The following is a 16,079-nucleotide window of genomic DNA, read 5'->3' on the forward strand; positions in this document are numbered from 1 at the left end:
GTGAGGATTTTTTTTCTTAAGTCTATGGAATATGCTGCTGCCATCTCTATAATTTTTTTATTACCTCTCTACTTTACCCTTATTGTGGTACATCTGATTGCAATTTGCTGTAAAAGTGTGAAATGCCTTTTGCGATGCCAAAAACAGCGCGATCGCCCATTGCGGTAAGTTGGTGTTGACTGTAGTAATTAGTGGGGCGATCGCGCTTTTGTTTAGTTTTGAGTGAAAGCGATCGCGCATACTAGAATTCAGACACCTGCATTGGTTAAAGTAGCGCCATGTCTGTAGCAAGAACAAAGAGCTTAAGATTACAAGTTGTCTGTGCGCGATCGCAAGCAGTTAGATAGTTGGTAGGGTGGGCGAATGTCCACCTAATTTTTTGTAGAATACGTTTGATAAACCTGATTGAAGACGCGATAGCTTGCGCTGCTGCTTGTCAGCAGATCGCACCCCCCCCTCAAGTTCCCTAATGAACTGTTGGAAGCAATGTTCTAGCCTGGAATGGCAAGAATCCAATTAGATAAAGGGAACAAGCGATGGGACTGACAAGAATGCTTTTCGACACCCTGCTGTAAGACGCAACTTTTATTTAGAATCCTCAGTCAAGAACTACTACTGGGCGCAAGCTATATTTATCGCATCTGTAGAAGGATTTACGCCTATCTTTCCTTAATGTGGCGAATCCTGCAAAAAGTATCAAAAATCGTGCGCGAGGACAGGAGAGGATTTGAATACCACAGCTAGCCATTTTCTAGTAACGATCTGAACCGTGATGCAGTTGCCCATTGATATAAAATACAAATTCTTAAGGGTTTTAGTGAGTTAAACGGCTAAAATTCGGTATAATTGCTGAACTTTGGAAAGTTAGAGTATCGTACTTTCAATGACGGTATCGTCGAGTTTTCCGCCCTGTACATTGTCTTGATAAACAGCCTCTAATATCTATGAGTCAGACTTTAAAACACCTACTTGCCCGGTTGCCATACGCTAGGAAGCTACACAGAACCTTTAGTGCATTTGCAACAGTTATGGATCAAGGTGCTTTCTCGGCAGGGCATTACTACTCGCCAGTACCAAAGCGAAGTGAAGTATTGGCATACCTTGAGTCCTTAAAAGAAGAAGAAATAGAACTTCCAGATATTAATCTGAACAAAGAGGGACAAGCTAACCTTCTTGAGGTATTTCAAACCTTTTACAAAGATTTACCCTTTGGTGAAGAACGAACTTCGGATTTACGTTACTACTTCTCACAATGGTGGTTTTGTTATGCGGATGCAATATTCCTTTATTCTTTCTTAAGACACACTAACCCAAAAAGAATTATCGAGGTTGGATCGGGCTTCTCTTCAGCAGTTATTCTTGATACAGCCGACAAGTTCTTACCTCACTATCCTGAAATTACGTTTATTGAGCCTTACCCCGATCGCCTTAAAAATTTACTCAAACCTCAAGACTTTGAGAGATGTAAGCTTTTGGAAACCAAGGTTCAAGAAGTGCCCCTTAGCATTTTTACTTCATTACGTGCTGGAGATCTTTTATTCATTGACTCAAGCCATGTTGTAAAGTGCGCGAGCGACTTGCAATTCTTGATGTTTAAAGTATTGCCTCAATTACCAGTAGGAGTTTTTGTACATTTTCATGATGTATTCTATCCCTTTGAATATCCGGGGGAATGGCTGCTTGAGGGTAGATATTGGAACGAAAATTACTTCTTACGCTCTTTTCTTGCGTATAACAATGAATGGGAAATTTATTTTTTTAACACCTATGTGGCCAAAGTTTTTAACCAATTCCTTGCAGATAAAATGCCCCTTTGCTTAAAGAATACTGGGGGAAGCATTTATATTCAAAGAGTTGGAAAAGGCTAACAAAAGCATAGATTGGACGGCTTGGTAAACTTTGGCTTTATTTCAGCGCGATCGCCCATTGCCGTAGGTTGGTTTTGACTGTAGTATGTAATTACGCGATCGCGCTTTTGTGTAGTGTTGAGTTGTAGGTTATGTCAACAAAAACATATTTCTTAGTGCGATCGCACTCAATCAATCGCAGCCCATCTCCATATAGCAGCTTGCCATTAGATTATGTAACCCATCCAACCCATCGATATGAACAAGGATAGCTTTTACCTAAGAACGAGTAAACACAATAGGAACTGGCAGTGGATGCGATCGCCCTCCACATACTGACAAGAGCGATCGCGAAGGACAGCTACGCTTCACGCACCTGCTCTTCACGCCACCCAAACTTACGCCACCCAGCAAGAAAGGTGAGAGAGGCTTTATGTGCGATCGCCGTTTGGGACGGTTCGCTTAGGTGAGCGCTAGGAGAGCATCGACAGCAGCGTCCTCACCCATCATCGAAATACTTTCAATGTTGCGTTTCTCCTGGCAGCTTTACAAACTCTGTAATTTACCTGGAGATATACTGAAGTTTTCAGTTTATTCACGCTCCTAATAGATAATATCAATATAATTTCCGCCTAGTAAACAGTCCGACTGCTTTATCTTTGGGTCTGTGGTGGCTGTAATTCAAGGTTATTTGTTGGTTTTTAGCATCTTTTACCTTAGTAAGTTATAGCTTGAGAACCGCTCTAAGCAGAAAGATAATATTAACAATTATTGCAGCTACTCCTAAAGTCATAGCCATCATGCTTAATTTCTCTTCTTGTCTAAGTAGACCTTTCTCAAATTGTTCGGGTAACAGTACTTGTAGTTGCCTCATACCAACTATTCGAGCACTGGCACTAAATTTTTGGTGATACTGCTCTATCACTGCCTTGATAAGTAAAGCATCGTTAGGATTGAGGAGTACAGGGCTTATTTGTATACTGCTGCTATTAAAAGTGACAGAGGCAGTAATGTTATCTGGATTGGTCTCTATAACTTCAGCACTAAGAACATGATCGGTACCTATATTTAAACTTAGTGGTTTATCATAATCAGAAGATTGAATTGATGTATTTCCAGAGTTGTATACCCTCACTGTCATTATAAATACGTTTTGGATTGGTTTGCTTTCATAAAACACCTGCAATTTTCCTTGAAAATTATCTGTTACATTAAAAAGAGGAACAAGTGAAACAACTCTACACGTAATCTCTTTTTTGGGTTTTTGCCGTCTATAGATGTACAGTGAAATCAATACAGAAACGATAATACCGACTATGCCAACAATAACTGTCCAGATAGGATCGCGTAATAGATCGAGGATGCTTTTCGACATTGTTAGGAAAACTCAGAATTTTTTAGTGTTGTTTCTCCAAGATTATAGCAAGACACATATGAATATCTGGTAAAAATCCCACACCCTCCGCAACTTCCCTGCTGAACCGTTGCAACTGATTTTATAGACTGGAATGGCGATAATCCAGTAGGTCGTTTCTGGCTGCATATAAATATTGGTGAGATCGGGCTTTCGTTTAGTGTTTATTGAAGGCGATCGCTGGTATTAATTAAGCAAGCATCAACGTATTTTCAGCCATATAAAAACCTGCTTAATACGTCATGCGCGAAGCAGAAAAAAAGCCCTGAAGTTTCCCGGTATGGGTGCTGCTGCACTTAAATTGTTTATGTAAAAAAAAGCATATGTGATTAAAACTCAGCCTATTTCCGATTCGTGTTGGGTTAATGCCCGCTAGACTAGCGTTATAACCGGGCGTATTCTCGCCCAATTAAAATAAAGGAGCGGTATTTTTATGAGCGATTTAATGAAAGCAGTTTTTATCAATCAATATGGCTCGCACCAATTACTGCAATATGCAGACGTTCCTAAGCCTCACATCAAGCCTAACCAACTGTTGGTGAAAGTTCGTGCCAGCAGCGTTAATCCCGTAGACTGGAAAATTCGCTCCGGACACTTGTCATTAATCACGGGTAATAACTTCCCGATGATTTTGGGGTTCGATCTTTCCGGCGAAGTTGTCGAGGTTGGGAATAGAGTCACGCGGTTCAAAAGCGGAGATAATATTTACGCCTACCTCGACAGCATACCAGGAGGAGCTTACGCGGAATATGCAGCGGTATCAGAAAAAGCGGCTTGTCTGAAACCAAATAACATGAATTACGAACAAGCTGCTACCGTACCTCTTGCAGCTTTGACAGCCTTACAAGCTTTGCGAGATTTAGGTCAAATACAGCGGGGACATCGCGTATTAATCAATGGTGCTTCGGGTGGAGTAGGCAGCTTTGGCGTGCAAATTGCTAAGGCGATTGGCTGCGAGGTGACGGCAGTTTGCAGCGCGAAAAATGCGGAATTAGTAAAGTCATTGGGAGGCGATCGCGTTATCGATTATACAACCTCTAACTTCACTCAAACCCCAGAGAGATACGACATTATTTTAGACGCTGTGGGCAAGCAATCCTTTGATTCTTGCGAAAGTATTTTGCAACCGAATGGAGTTTACGTTTCTACTTTGCCCACGCCCGATAACATACTACCAACCGTCCTCACATTTCTGTTACCTGGTAAAAAAGCTAAATTCGTTCTTGCTCAATCTAATGGTTGGGATTTAGCCTATCTCAAAGATTTAATTGAAGCCGACAAACTGCGGACGGTTATCGATAGAACTTTTAGTTTATCTGAAGTAGCAGCGGCTCATGCTTATAGCGAAGAAGGGCGTGTAGTCGGCAAGCTGGCGATCGCAGTACCCTAGAGCTTTTTGGCAGAAGCAATCTACCATTTTTGCAGGGAGCAAGGGGGAGTAGCCTGCGTAGGATCGCAACATTAACTCTGACGGTAGAAGCCAGGATTTGAGCGTGGCACGATTCTAGAGAAAAGCGAGGTAAAAATATGCTAGTTCACATCATTGCCGATTACGGTTTTGGCGATCTCGCCTTTGCTGAAGTAGTGCAGCGCATCAAGTTCTACCTACCCGATGCCGAACCGATTCTTACCCCCGTGCCTCCTTTTGCGACGATTGCGGCTGGATTCTGTATCGCGCAGCTAGGCTTGAACGAAGCCCCAGCCGGAACCATCATTTACCACAACGTCGCCCCCCGCGAAGATGACGAACAAGCGCGTGCAGCCAATGCTGGCGAACGTCTTGCTTTTGCAAGGTTGCCGACAGGGGTGCGGGTAATCGGCGTTAATGCTGGCTATGCTTACTCGTTCGTGCGCGATGTGGCTGAAGACTTGCGCTGGGCTGCTGTTCCTGCGGAAGGTTCGCAGTTTCGTTCTCGCGATTTGTTTCCGCAAGCCGCCGCCGCGATCGCGCTAGGACAACCCGATGCAATAGCAGAGAAAATCCCCGCCTCCGACATACCCGACGTGCCGCAAAACTGCATCGCCTACATTGACGGCTACGGCAACTTAAAAACCACTATTAAACACGATGGCAAGATACGAGATGGCGCCGCCGTGCATTTGCAAATTGGCGATAAGGAGATGCAAGCGATCGCCAGCGATGGCAGCTTTGCAGTGGAATCCGGACAGTTAGCCTTTGCGCCCGGTAGCAGCGGTTGGACTAATGCCCAAGGCGAAGAGATGCGCTGGATGGAATTGTTCCTGCGCGGTGGCAATGCTTGGGAGTCTTTTGCTCGTCCGTCAGTCGGCACATCGATACAGATGGACTATAAATCATAAGCTTAAAAGCTTTCCTAGAAAGCAGCTTTTATAGGCGGCTTTCTCATCCCCCGGTAGTTTAATACTTTCTATTTTTAGAAAATCAATGTGACAGTTGATGCGACTAAATCAATGCTAGCTGATGCTGTGGAATACCTATTCAGGTTGTCAAAATTGCAGCAGAGGATTTTTGAGGTTTTAAGCAAATTTTATCTAACGTTTAAGTATCAATATTTTTATTATTTTTAGCATGATGACCTTGCGGACGGGCATAATATTAACTGGTAATTTTATATTAGAATATCTCGATAAAAAATACCACCGAACAACCCAGGAGATATAGAATATGGCAGAAATAAACCATGCTACGCTGGAAGTTGCTCATAAAGCATTCGGTTACTTCACGCATGGTATAGCGACAGGCGATTGGAACCTGTTTATAGAAATGCTTACCGACGATTTTACCCTCTGGTTTCCAATAGGGCCATACCAGGGATTAAATGTTGGTAAAGAGCGAGCGAGCGCATTCTTCAATTACGTTTCTGAAACCTGCAACACAAGGTTAGAGGCGACACTCGATCGCGTTACCAGCAATGAAACTACTGTTGTTTTCGAGTTCAGAGACGAAGGAAGCTTATTTAACCAACCTTACAAAAACCGAGTAGCAGTTTCTTTCGATGTTCGTGGAGACAAAATTTGCGGTTATCGAGAATATTTTGGTAGCGATGGTAAATCTAATTAACATAAACATTAAAAAGCCAGTTTTAATTAAATAAAACTGGCTTTTTACTTGGGCTTAGTTGGGTGGGTATTATCTAAACCAGCAACTTTCACAATCTAAAATCCCAAACTGTATTAACTTATTGTCTAGCTACGGTTTGCCGATCTTGGACTGCAACTTCACTCAATCCTACTTGATCTAGCAATAACATAAACTCATCCTTCGACGAGTTGCTTGAAATAGCATTGAGGGCGTCGAACCATAGTCCAGCTTCAGCATATACAGAAGCGCGATCGCGATCGCTTGTTGCTGCTGTTAGCTTTTCTTCCACCTGTGGCGATCGCGCTACGCGCTTAATCCAGCTTTGTACAAACGTATCGTTAGAGCGTCTGTTCTTATTACAAATTAAGGTAACAGACCAACGATATTCTTTACCTGGAACCAGTTCTGGCAAATTGCTAGGCATTTCTAATTTAGCAATTCCAGCCTTTTCTACCTGTACTTGTTGTACAAAAATCGGTTGGGCAACTCCCGATTCCACTAAGGCAAATTCCAGTGGTTGCGCTGGCTTTTCTGATATATTCCAGAAAAACGTAGGATGACCTAACGAGGTTTGTGCTGTGTGATCGTTAGGCACTAATAATGCCAATTTTACTGGTGCTGCTTCAGTGCATCCTCGCGAACCAGTTGCTTGGGTTCGTCTGGGCGTTCCCCGATTAGGAGGAACGTAACTAAATTTTGATTTTGTTTGTCGGGTAACTCCCGGCTTCGCAGGGCTTGCAAATACGCTATTGAGGGAACTATCTAGAAAACTGGTTGCGGGCATCAGGAACAACGTTGATGCAGCAACTCTAACCGCAGTCATCAATATTCGGGGAGCGACCATAATAACAGGCGCAGGGGTTAAAAAAGTTTTGTTAACAGTAGATGCTCCCTACTTAACAAAAGTTTGTAAATTGTGTAGTAGCAATAATAAAAGCTACTAGCTTTAACTACTATCCACAATACGAGAGTGGTAACTGCACTTCCTCTTTATTTAGATAGAAAGCCTATCCTAACTTATGAGGGAGTAACTAGAGCAAGAATTGAGCAACTTCTGCATATAGATATAAAAGCACAACTGAACTTATGGGGGAGTAATTAGAGCAAAACTTGATAAACTTCTGTGACCTGAGTCCGCCCTTTGAGCCTAACGCTGTCGATAAATCGAGTGGGGAATTGTTCTTGGATATGCTGATAAGTTGCTTGATTAATCAAAATGCGGCAAATACCCCCATCAATTGATTTGTTATAGCTTTCTAACCGCGCTGCCACATTAACGCTATCTCCAATGGTTGTATAGTCTACTCTTTGGGAACAGCCGAGGCTACCAGTTACGACCGTTCCTGTGGCAATACCGACTCGCATGGCGGTGGTGGGGCGTCCTTGAACGAGCCATTGCTTATTAAGAGTTTGAAGGGCTTTAGCCATGTCTTTGGCGCACCGAACGGCGGCGATCGCATCTTTGGCTATCTCTTCGGGCGTAGTTCTAGCAATAGGGACGCCGAAAACGGCCATAATCGCATCGCCAATAAATTTATCAACAACACCACCATGAGCCAAAACCAGCCCACCCATCGCCTCCATATACTGATTGAGCCACGACATCAGCGTTTTTGGATCGGTTTCTTCGGTAATTGTTGTAAAACCTTTCAAGTCTGCAAATAGCACCGTTGCAGTCATTTGACGCCCCAAGAGTCGTCCTTGTTCTAACAATTGATCGCGATCGCGCCAAATAGCTTTAGCAATGGCTGGAGTTACGTGACGCCCAAACAAATGCATCACCATTTGTCGATCTTGGCGCTCTAATTGTGCAGTGTAACCAACGATCGCAGTAGTAGCTCCAATTAAAGCCAGCAACGGCGGTACGACCGGAATCCACCAACTGCTAAGAAAAAGCACATAGGAAGTAGCGATCAGCGCCCCAGCCGCTAGTATTAGACCAATACTTAGTTGTAACAGCGAGTAGTTGCGATCGCCGTCAGGACGAACAGCCCAACTCAAAGCCGCACCGATACCAGACCACAGAAAAATCCAGGAAATTTCTAACGATTCTGACCAAGTTTGGATTAACGGACGCCCTTCTAAAGCTGCACTTAAAATTGTTGCGGCGAGATGAGCTTGAAGTACAACACCAGGAGTTTGTTCGGGCAAAGTTCTTAGACCGCTACTGTAGGGAATGTAGAAGAGATCGTTCAAACTCGGAGCAACAGCGCCAATTAAAACAATGCGATCGCGCATCATTGATGCTGGTACTTTATCTTCCAAAACATCCCTTAGCGAAACCATATCAAACGGCGCAGCACCGTTGAAATTCAACATAATTTGGTAGCCACCAGCATCCGCTCGTACATAGCCACCATCATTCGCCTCAAAAGGCACAAATACAGCCTTACCTAGCTGCAAAAAATCATTTTTAGCATATTCGGGAGTAATACCTTCAGCCTCCAGATAAATACCAGCCAGACGAAGGCCAAAACTAGGTAAAGCAGGCTCATTATTAGGCGTTACAAACAGCAAGCCGCGACGGATTTTGCCATCTCCATCAGGCACAATATCATTAGCGCCCACTTGATCTAACTTGCTTAACAGAGGTGGCGGGGCGACAGTACTGCTTTTGTTATCGGCAACTTTTTTTTCAATTCCAATTAGATTAGGCGTGGATTTAAAGACTTTTTCTAAATTTTGAGTACCGGGGGGAACGGGCAAATCTCGATAGATATCTAGGCCAATTGCTCTAGGCTTTTGTGCTTTTATTTTTTCCAGCATTTTAGCCATATCAGCATCGCTTGCAGGCCACTTTCCCACATAACGAATATCGGGTTCGTGAATACCAACAATCAAAATGCGCTTTTGCATTGGATCGGAGGGACGCCAGCGAAAAAATTGATCGAGAGTTGCCCATTCCCAGGACTGCAAAAGACCAGCAAAGCGGAAAGCAATAACGATTCCAGCAACACCACTAGCAGCGATCGCGCATCCACGACGCGAGGCGATCGCGCTTCCCCGCTGTAGCCAAATTTTCTGTTTCAGATGCTTGGCCCCCATAATGCTTTCAGCTATAAGAATTTTAAACTTTCAGAGGGAATACTTTTCCACTAAATCTGTAACTGTTCAGGAAAAACCTCAAATCTTATTTAATTAAAAACTCCGCAAAAAGCGAATACTTGGTATTTTACTCTATCTGTAACTATAGCCATAAACCATCATTTTTCCAACTTCCTCTTCTACTCTTTCCTTCGCGTCCTAACGGCTAGCTCCTAACGCGCTTCGCTTTGCTAACGTTTCGCGGACGTGGTTCCTTATAAAAACTTTTTCTCCAAATTAACTAACGCTGCTATAGTATGAATAAAGTAATTCCTACTATAAATTACACGTTAACTTTTCTGCGGATTCAACAGCCATCAACTGTCGATTAGTTCCTAAAATGACCCGGCCATCAGCCCCCGCGCTCATACCTTGTGCCTCTTGGATAGTAGAATTTTCCAAGCGATTAACTTTCGACTCCTCTACACTATCGCGATCGCTCCTAACAGCGCTGCTGCGTGACGAAATCGCCTCAACATCAGTTACCGCATAAGAACCAGTAAAAGCACCATACGGCGTAGAAGGCAAACCACCAGTACCAGTAACAGTAAAGCTGCCGCGTTCAAAATTACGACGCGCCAAACAACTATCAGCAACTAATTGATCGGGGCTAACAAATTCTTCTTCTAGGGGCGCCAGCGAACCTTGAACATCATTTACCTCTGTATTAATATTGACAACGCCATTAATTCCCAAAGTAGAACTAGCGGTAATTTTGCTATTAGGAGCTATAAAAAAACCGAGTGAGTTGATTTTAATATTTCCCCCATTTCCCTCGTAGGCATTAGCAGTAATATTGCTATTTTCCAGAGCAACAACTACATCGGTGTCTATACTAATATTTCCCCCGTTGCCACTACCACCAGCTTCGGCAGAGATGATACTGTTGCGACGCAGTTGTAAAGATTGGGTTTCTAGGCGAACATTCCCTCCTTCCCCTGCTACAGTTGTAGCGGCGGCGATACTTCCTCCGTTATCCATATCAATTGAATTAGCCACAACTTTTATATCCCCTGCATCTCCCGTTTCTCGACTGCGAACGCTTAATCTACCCCCATCTTGGAGAAGCAATCTATTAGTTTCTACGGTAAGATTTCCCCCTTTCCCAGCTCCTGAAGTACCGTTAGACAAGGCGCTGAGAGCTTGGCCATCCGGGGAACTGCCGATTAATTCTACAGATTCGGAAGCCTTAACACTTACATCTCCTCCTTGCCCTTTACCAAAAGTATTAGCTGCGATCGCTGCTCCTTCTAACACCTCTAGTCGCCCAGTTACTACCTGCAAATTTCCAGCATTTCCAGTTGCTAAGGTGCTGCTATAAAACCCAGTAAGCAAACGAGTATTTGGCGGAATAGAAACTGGATTGCTACCAGTCAATTGAACTGATTCGGCTGCATTTACATTCAAATTTCCAGCTCGTCCCGCTCCCAAACTAGCAGTAGTCAGGGTTGCGTTATCCGCAGCCGAAAACCGCTGTGTATTAATAGTTAAATTTCCAGCATCTCCAGTGTTGCCAGTCCCGGTTAATAAAGAGGATGCTTTTAAATCTACAGATCTAGAAGCATTAACAGTTAAATGACCTCCCTTACCTGGCCCAAAAGTAGAAGTAGCTATAAATGCGCCATTACTAGCACTAAAAGCAGGCGTATTAATGACTACATCTCCAGCCGCGCCAGTACCAAAACTAGCAGTAAATAATCCATTGCGGAGGCTTTCTGGCTGGATAGTTCCTGTTGAAAACTTGATGGTGTCTTCTACATATTTTCCAGTTCCAGTCAGTTCTACCGACTCCATCGCGTTGACTGTGAGCATACCTCCCGGTTGCGAACCTAGAGTTAGTGCTGTCAGGCGGGAATCTTCGCGGAGTCGGAGCGATCGCGCCTGCACTTGGATATCGCCTCCCCTAGCGCCGCTGACATCAACTGTCGCTCGCTCGGATAACTGCACGTCCTGGAAGTTTTGCACGCCTGGATAGCTTAGTACCCAGCCATTAGCTGTTTGGTTTAGGTTGACTAAACCCATACCTGCAACGCCGCCTAGCTCAACCCGTCCGCTTGGTGCTGACACTCTGCCTCCTTGCAAGGTTACTTCACCTCCCACAAGTGCTAAGGTTTTCCCAGGAGTGACTAAATTTGCTCCCTGCACCCGTATAGCACCGGGATTGCTGCCAAATTGCACTCCAGAGGGAGCGCTTACCGTCAGCAGAGGTGAAGATTCGGATAAATTGGCGCTGAACTGGTTGCGATCGCTAAAGACTATGCTGCTGGCTGTACTGGCGAAAAACGACCCTTTCACGTCGAGACGAGCAGTTGTGCCAAATAAGATGCCGTTGGGGTTAATTAGAAATAAGTTGGCTTCGCCATTAACACCAAGCGTCCCCAAAATATTAGATGGGTTAGCGCCAGTCACCCGCGTGAGAATGTTTTCAATGCCAGCAGGTGAGGAAAAATAAATTCGCTGTCCTGGGTTGATATTAAATTGTAGAAAACTGTGGAAGAGGTTAGCACCTCTAAATGCTCCGCCATCGATGCGATCGCTCTGTCGATTATTGATAAGTACGCTAGGAGTAACAATAGAACTTTCACTCCCCAAAGTCGTATCAGGCACTAACTGAGCGAATGCACCACCTTCAGCCAGTAAAAAGTAAAAAGGCAAAAGCAGAAAGCCATAAATCTTCTGTTTTGCCTTATTGATACCATTTGGGTTTAATCTGGCTGCATTTGAAGAGCGGAGATTTCCTACTGGTAAGACGTTTCCAATCCAAAATCCAAAATCCAAAATCCAAAATGGTATGACTCGCTCTAACTTTGGCTTTGAGCGATCGCGCCTAGCCGATGTTTGCTGTGACAACTTTCGTTCCCCACCTCTTCACCCCTAGTTTGGATTTTTTAGGATGAATTTCTATCTGCCGAAGGTGTTAGAAACTACAAATGCCACCAATCTGACCTGCTCAGACCTATCCCCCATCTCCCTTAAAAAGGAGGGAACCACGAATTATTTTAAATCTCGCTTTTTAAGGATGATTTTGGGGGATCTAAATTGTTTATAAACAGTCTCTTAGAAACTGCTAAGGCCGTTGAGCAGTAAAAGTTTTACCATTCGGTATTGCATATTTACTTGAATTAATAATTCTAGCGTATTCCCGTAAAATCCTAGCGACGGGCACTATTAAGAGTGATGCGATAAATTTGTTGTTCTGGTGACAGATTACAATCAGAAATCGGCTCATTCGGTGGGCAATTCGCGCCTGGGGCTGGCTCCCACTCTACCATTAATAACGATAAACTATTACCTTTGCGGAAACCCATCCCAGCCCCTGTAGGGCCATCCGCTGCGTATTGAGGGTCTTCTTTCCAGCCCTGTTTAATTAGCATTGCTTTAAGATTATTAGCAACATCGCGCAGTTCGTTAAAATTGCGTCCATTTCCGGTTGCTGCGATTTTGCAGCCCATCCCTTGTCCGTTGTTTATATAGTCTTTAAAAGATGCTCGTGTAAGAGTCGCTTTAACTTTAAGAGTTTGTGACATTTGCGATCGCAGTTGGTTGCAGGTGTTAGCGGGCAATGGTTGAAAGCGTCTTGCTGAAGCCTGCGAAACTAAAGTAGAGGCAGTTGTTGATTGAGATACCGCGAAGGACATCGTGCAAGCGATCGCAGCCAAGACAGTATATTTCAGGCAGTTTTTACCCATTGTTTAATTCTCTATTTTGGTTTACTTCCTTGATTAATTAAAGCTTCATTGCCACAGCAAAAATTCCGCAAAAATTTCACCTTGATTCTAAGATTCCCGACTTCTTAGATAAGTCGGGGATCTGAAAGACGCCTTTACCTTTTGCCTAAAATAGCGCAAATAACTGTTTCGCGTTCTCTACCTCGTAATTGGATAGTTTTAATCGGTCGCACGTAATAGCGATCGCGCACGTAGGCATAAGTTTCAGCACTCATTAGCACGCGATAGGGGTTGCCCGCTTTTACCTCTTTGTTCATCGCTTCAAGTCGAGCCGCGACGTTGACAGTATCTCCCAAAATAGAATAACTTATACGGCGAGAACCACCGACACTGCCAGCAATAACCGGGCCAGTATGAATGCCAATTCCAAATTCAATAATTGGCTTGCCTTCAACCTTAAAACGCTGGTTTAGCTGTTGTAATTGTTCGTGCATTGCCAGACAAGCAGCGATCGCATTCAGAGCATCTTGCTTAATGTCTTCTTCTTTGCTACGAGCGAAGGGAATGCCAAAAACGGCCATGATTGCATCCCCAATATATTTATCAATCACGCCGTTATTGTCCATAATGCATTCGCTCATAGCGTCCAGATACTGGTTGAGCCAGTTGAGCAATTCGCGTGGTTGTAATTTCTCCGAAATAGTAGTAAAACCTCGAATATCCATAAACAGAACGGTCGCTACCATTTCTTGGGCTTGCAACTCGCCGTTTTGGATAATTTCCTCTTTGCGCTGCCAAATTAAACTGGCAGTTTCAGGAGCAACGTGTTTTTCAAACAACTTCATCAATTGTTGTTTTTCTTGCTGTTCTCGCAACTGCACGATCGCGCCAGCTAATAGCATCGTACCGATGGGTGCAGCAGTTGGAATAAACCAGCGTCCAAACGTGAATAACAAAATGGCGATCGCCAACCATGTTACGGGCAAAAGTCCTAAAGTTAGCACTCGTCCCCTTGGCCCCTGCTTTAACAACAGCCAGCTAGTAGCGCTCCCTATAATAAGCAACAAAAGCAATACTCCCGACTGCGGTACGGGTTGTAGCAGTCGGTCATTTAGCAAGTTATCAATCACAGCAGCATGAAGGTAGATCCCTGATGTCGGGGGAGTTTGATTGAGCGGTGTCACTAGCGTATCAACTCCCGTAGCCGTGATGCCCACTAAAACAAATTTTTCGGCAAAGGCGTCTTTAGGAACTCTGCCTTCAACCACATCCACAAAAGAATAAGTGGGCGCATCTTGCGTGTTTCCGGGCCAATTGATCAATACGCGCTGGAACTCAGCAGAGCGATCGCCCAAGGCTAAAGGCTGTTCTGGCTTTCCCGTCTGTAGTTGTTTGTTGTCGTTATAAACTTGAAGCATCGCCACGCCCAGCGACGGCAACCCGCGAGCAAATAGCGTGGCGCTGCGGCTAATACCATCTGTATCCGCTTGGTGCAAAATATGACCTTCAGCGGCGGCGGCTTCTTGTAAGTTGGGTATAGTTGCCAGCGGTATTCCCCTGTCATCCCAAGCCCTAGCCAGAACTACATTCCCCTTGGCAAACATGGCATCTGCAAATTGAGCATCTTGGGGGCTGGGTTCGGCAAATAAAATATCAAAACCAATAACTGCTGGCGGCGACGCTTCTAGAGATTGGAGTAACTTGGTATAGCGATCGCGCGTCCAAGGAAATCGCCCGTACTTCCGCAAACTCGCTTCGTCAATCGCAACTACAACCACCCGTTTATCCCAATTTGGCTTAGGCAAAACTCCTATATTGCGAACTTGGAACAGCGTGTTATATCCCAGGTTTTCTAGCGGTTGCAATAAGCCCAACTGCCACGCGCAGATTGATATAACACTAGCGATCGCTCCTGGTAGAAGGGACGGATTGCGGGAGAAATAACGCTGGAAACGAGCCACCACTAATTTAGTTGCCACATTTTTAGAGCCTTTTGTACAGAAACCGATTGACTCTCTTTTTGAGTTGTCATTTGTCCCTTATCTGTTGGCGGAACAAATTGATGCATCCTGTACTATGTGCGTCTTGGTATTGCGTACCAATCAGAGTAATAGCTATTTGCTAATTGTCCTGTTTAGGCCATTTGTTTGTTAAATCGTAATATTCCTCTTTCCCAAGCGGAGTACGAATTACTAGCTTCAAGCTAGAATCCTTTGGCAAAGGCAATACCACATTAATTTTACCCTCTCGATTCATCTCTAAGGGTTGGTCGTTCATAAATACCAAATTTAGCGGATCGACTTGACAAATAACTCGGACTTGGTTGTTTGCCAATCTTGACAAACTTTCCAAAACATATTTTACGTTTTCCTGGTTGGGCTGGGGTCGAGTGGGCGGATCTCCAGGAAAAACTAGGGAAGAATAACCACCCGCTAGACTGACAGTTTTTCCTTTAGCAGTGACGGCGACAGCGCCTTCAAGTGTAGAAATTCCAGTTTTACCGTTTGGGCCGACACCGATGCCAAATACAGTCCCGCGAACGCCAGCAACACCAACCGGACTGCTAAGTTCGAGGCGGGAATTACGGTTGGTTAGGCGTCGTGCTTGTACCCTTGCCTGTCCTTTGGGGACTGAAAGCTGAGTAACTCTGCCGCCATTGCGAGTAATGGAAAGATTTTTTACTTGCAGGGTGCTGTTTTCAGAAATATTGACTGTGGCAATGCCATTATCTACAGCCAAAACAGCGCTGGAGGCTTTCCCGGTAGCGATCGCGCTCCCAGATGCACTGAGGCGATCGCCCACTTTTGCAGGTCGTCCCTGATATGTCACCGTCCCTCGAACTTGCTTCACTTCCAGCCACCGACTCGCAGGCACTTGGATATCGCGAGCCAACAGGGGCAAGGCTAAGGTTACTAAAATAGTGGCTAAGAGCAGCCCTATTAGTCTCGAAGATTGAGGAAGACGCAGTTGCATAGTAAAAAAATTAGTTTAAGTAGCTTTTAAAC

The 16,079-nt window shown here is 44.4% G+C and carries 13 protein-coding genes; 5 read left to right on the forward strand and 8 right to left on the reverse strand.

The annotated features are described in order from the left end of the window. Window positions 1-60: 60 nt before the first annotated feature. Window positions 61-240, reverse strand: coding sequence for a hypothetical protein (locus H6F77_RS04010; RefSeq protein WP_190485605.1), 180 nt, complete (start codon window positions 238-240; stop codon window positions 61-63). Window positions 241-944: 704 nt separating this feature from the next. Here H6F77_RS04010 and H6F77_RS04015 point away from each other — a divergent pair. Further along, window positions 945-1,868, forward strand: a complete 924-nt coding sequence (locus H6F77_RS04015) for a class I SAM-dependent methyltransferase (protein ID WP_190485607.1) — start codon at window positions 945-947, stop codon at window positions 1,866-1,868. A 290-nt stretch (window positions 1,869-2,158) separates the two neighbouring features. Beyond that, entirely contained in the window at window positions 2,159-2,317 is a 159-nt protein-coding gene (locus H6F77_RS04020) for a hypothetical protein (protein ID WP_190485609.1), read from the forward strand. 254 nt (window positions 2,318-2,571) lie between these two features. On the opposite strand, the gene H6F77_RS04025 is transcribed toward H6F77_RS04020, so the two are convergent. Next, on the reverse strand, window positions 2,572-3,222 hold the full coding sequence (locus H6F77_RS04025; protein ID WP_190485611.1) for a hypothetical protein: 651 nt from the start codon (window positions 3,220-3,222) through the stop codon (window positions 2,572-2,574). Window positions 3,223-3,694: 472 nt separating this feature from the next. On the opposite strand from H6F77_RS04025, the gene H6F77_RS04030 reads away from it, so the two are divergent. The 3 genes from H6F77_RS04030 to H6F77_RS04040 all read left to right on the forward strand — a co-directional run bounded on the left by H6F77_RS04030 (window position 3,695) and on the right by H6F77_RS04040 (window position 6,301). Then, window positions 3,695-4,651, forward strand: a complete 957-nt coding sequence (locus tag H6F77_RS04030; protein WP_242021891.1) for an NAD(P)-dependent alcohol dehydrogenase — start codon at window positions 3,695-3,697, stop codon at window positions 4,649-4,651. 137 nt (window positions 4,652-4,788) lie between these two features. Further along, complete coding sequence (locus H6F77_RS04035; RefSeq protein ID WP_190485613.1) at window positions 4,789-5,580, forward strand: SAM hydrolase/SAM-dependent halogenase family protein; 792 nt, start codon at window positions 4,789-4,791, stop codon at window positions 5,578-5,580. A gap of 325 nt (window positions 5,581-5,905) precedes the next feature. Next, the gene (locus H6F77_RS04040; protein ID WP_190485615.1) at window positions 5,906-6,301 is read left to right on the forward strand and encodes a nuclear transport factor 2 family protein; all 396 of its coding nucleotides are present in this window, start codon (window positions 5,906-5,908) and stop codon (window positions 6,299-6,301) included. A 118-nt stretch (window positions 6,302-6,419) separates the two neighbouring features. Here H6F77_RS04040 and H6F77_RS04045 read toward each other — a convergent pair whose 3' ends face one another. The 6 genes from H6F77_RS04045 to H6F77_RS04070 all read right to left on the reverse strand — a co-directional run bounded on the left by H6F77_RS04045 (window position 6,420) and on the right by H6F77_RS04070 (window position 16,047). Beyond that, complete coding sequence (locus H6F77_RS04045; RefSeq protein WP_190485617.1) at window positions 6,420-7,145, reverse strand: DUF928 domain-containing protein; 726 nt, start codon at window positions 7,143-7,145, stop codon at window positions 6,420-6,422. 275 nt (window positions 7,146-7,420) lie between these two features. Further along, window positions 7,421-9,367: a CHASE2 domain-containing protein gene (locus H6F77_RS04050; RefSeq protein ID WP_190485619.1), complete on the reverse strand. Its 1,947-nt coding sequence runs from the start codon at window positions 9,365-9,367 to the stop codon at window positions 7,421-7,423. 315 nt (window positions 9,368-9,682) lie between these two features. Further along, window positions 9,683-12,256 (reverse strand): two-partner secretion domain-containing protein, encoded by a 2,574-nt coding sequence (locus H6F77_RS04055; protein ID WP_190485621.1) that lies wholly within the window; start codon window positions 12,254-12,256, stop codon window positions 9,683-9,685. A gap of 302 nt (window positions 12,257-12,558) precedes the next feature. Further along, on the reverse strand, window positions 12,559-13,095 hold the full coding sequence (locus H6F77_RS04060; RefSeq protein WP_190485623.1) for a hypothetical protein: 537 nt from the start codon (window positions 13,093-13,095) through the stop codon (window positions 12,559-12,561). A gap of 134 nt (window positions 13,096-13,229) precedes the next feature. Then, window positions 13,230-15,053: a CHASE2 domain-containing protein gene (locus tag H6F77_RS28690; protein WP_309228796.1), complete on the reverse strand. Its 1,824-nt coding sequence runs from the start codon at window positions 15,051-15,053 to the stop codon at window positions 13,230-13,232. Between the two features lie 142 nt (window positions 15,054-15,195). Next, window positions 15,196-16,047: a FecR family protein gene (locus H6F77_RS04070; RefSeq protein ID WP_190485624.1), complete on the reverse strand. Its 852-nt coding sequence runs from the start codon at window positions 16,045-16,047 to the stop codon at window positions 15,196-15,198. Between the last annotated feature and the right edge of the window lie 32 nt (window positions 16,048-16,079).

The organism is Microcoleus sp. FACHB-831 (genome assembly GCF_014695585.1).
Taxonomy (GTDB): domain Bacteria; phylum Cyanobacteriota; class Cyanobacteriia; order Cyanobacteriales; family FACHB-T130; genus FACHB-831.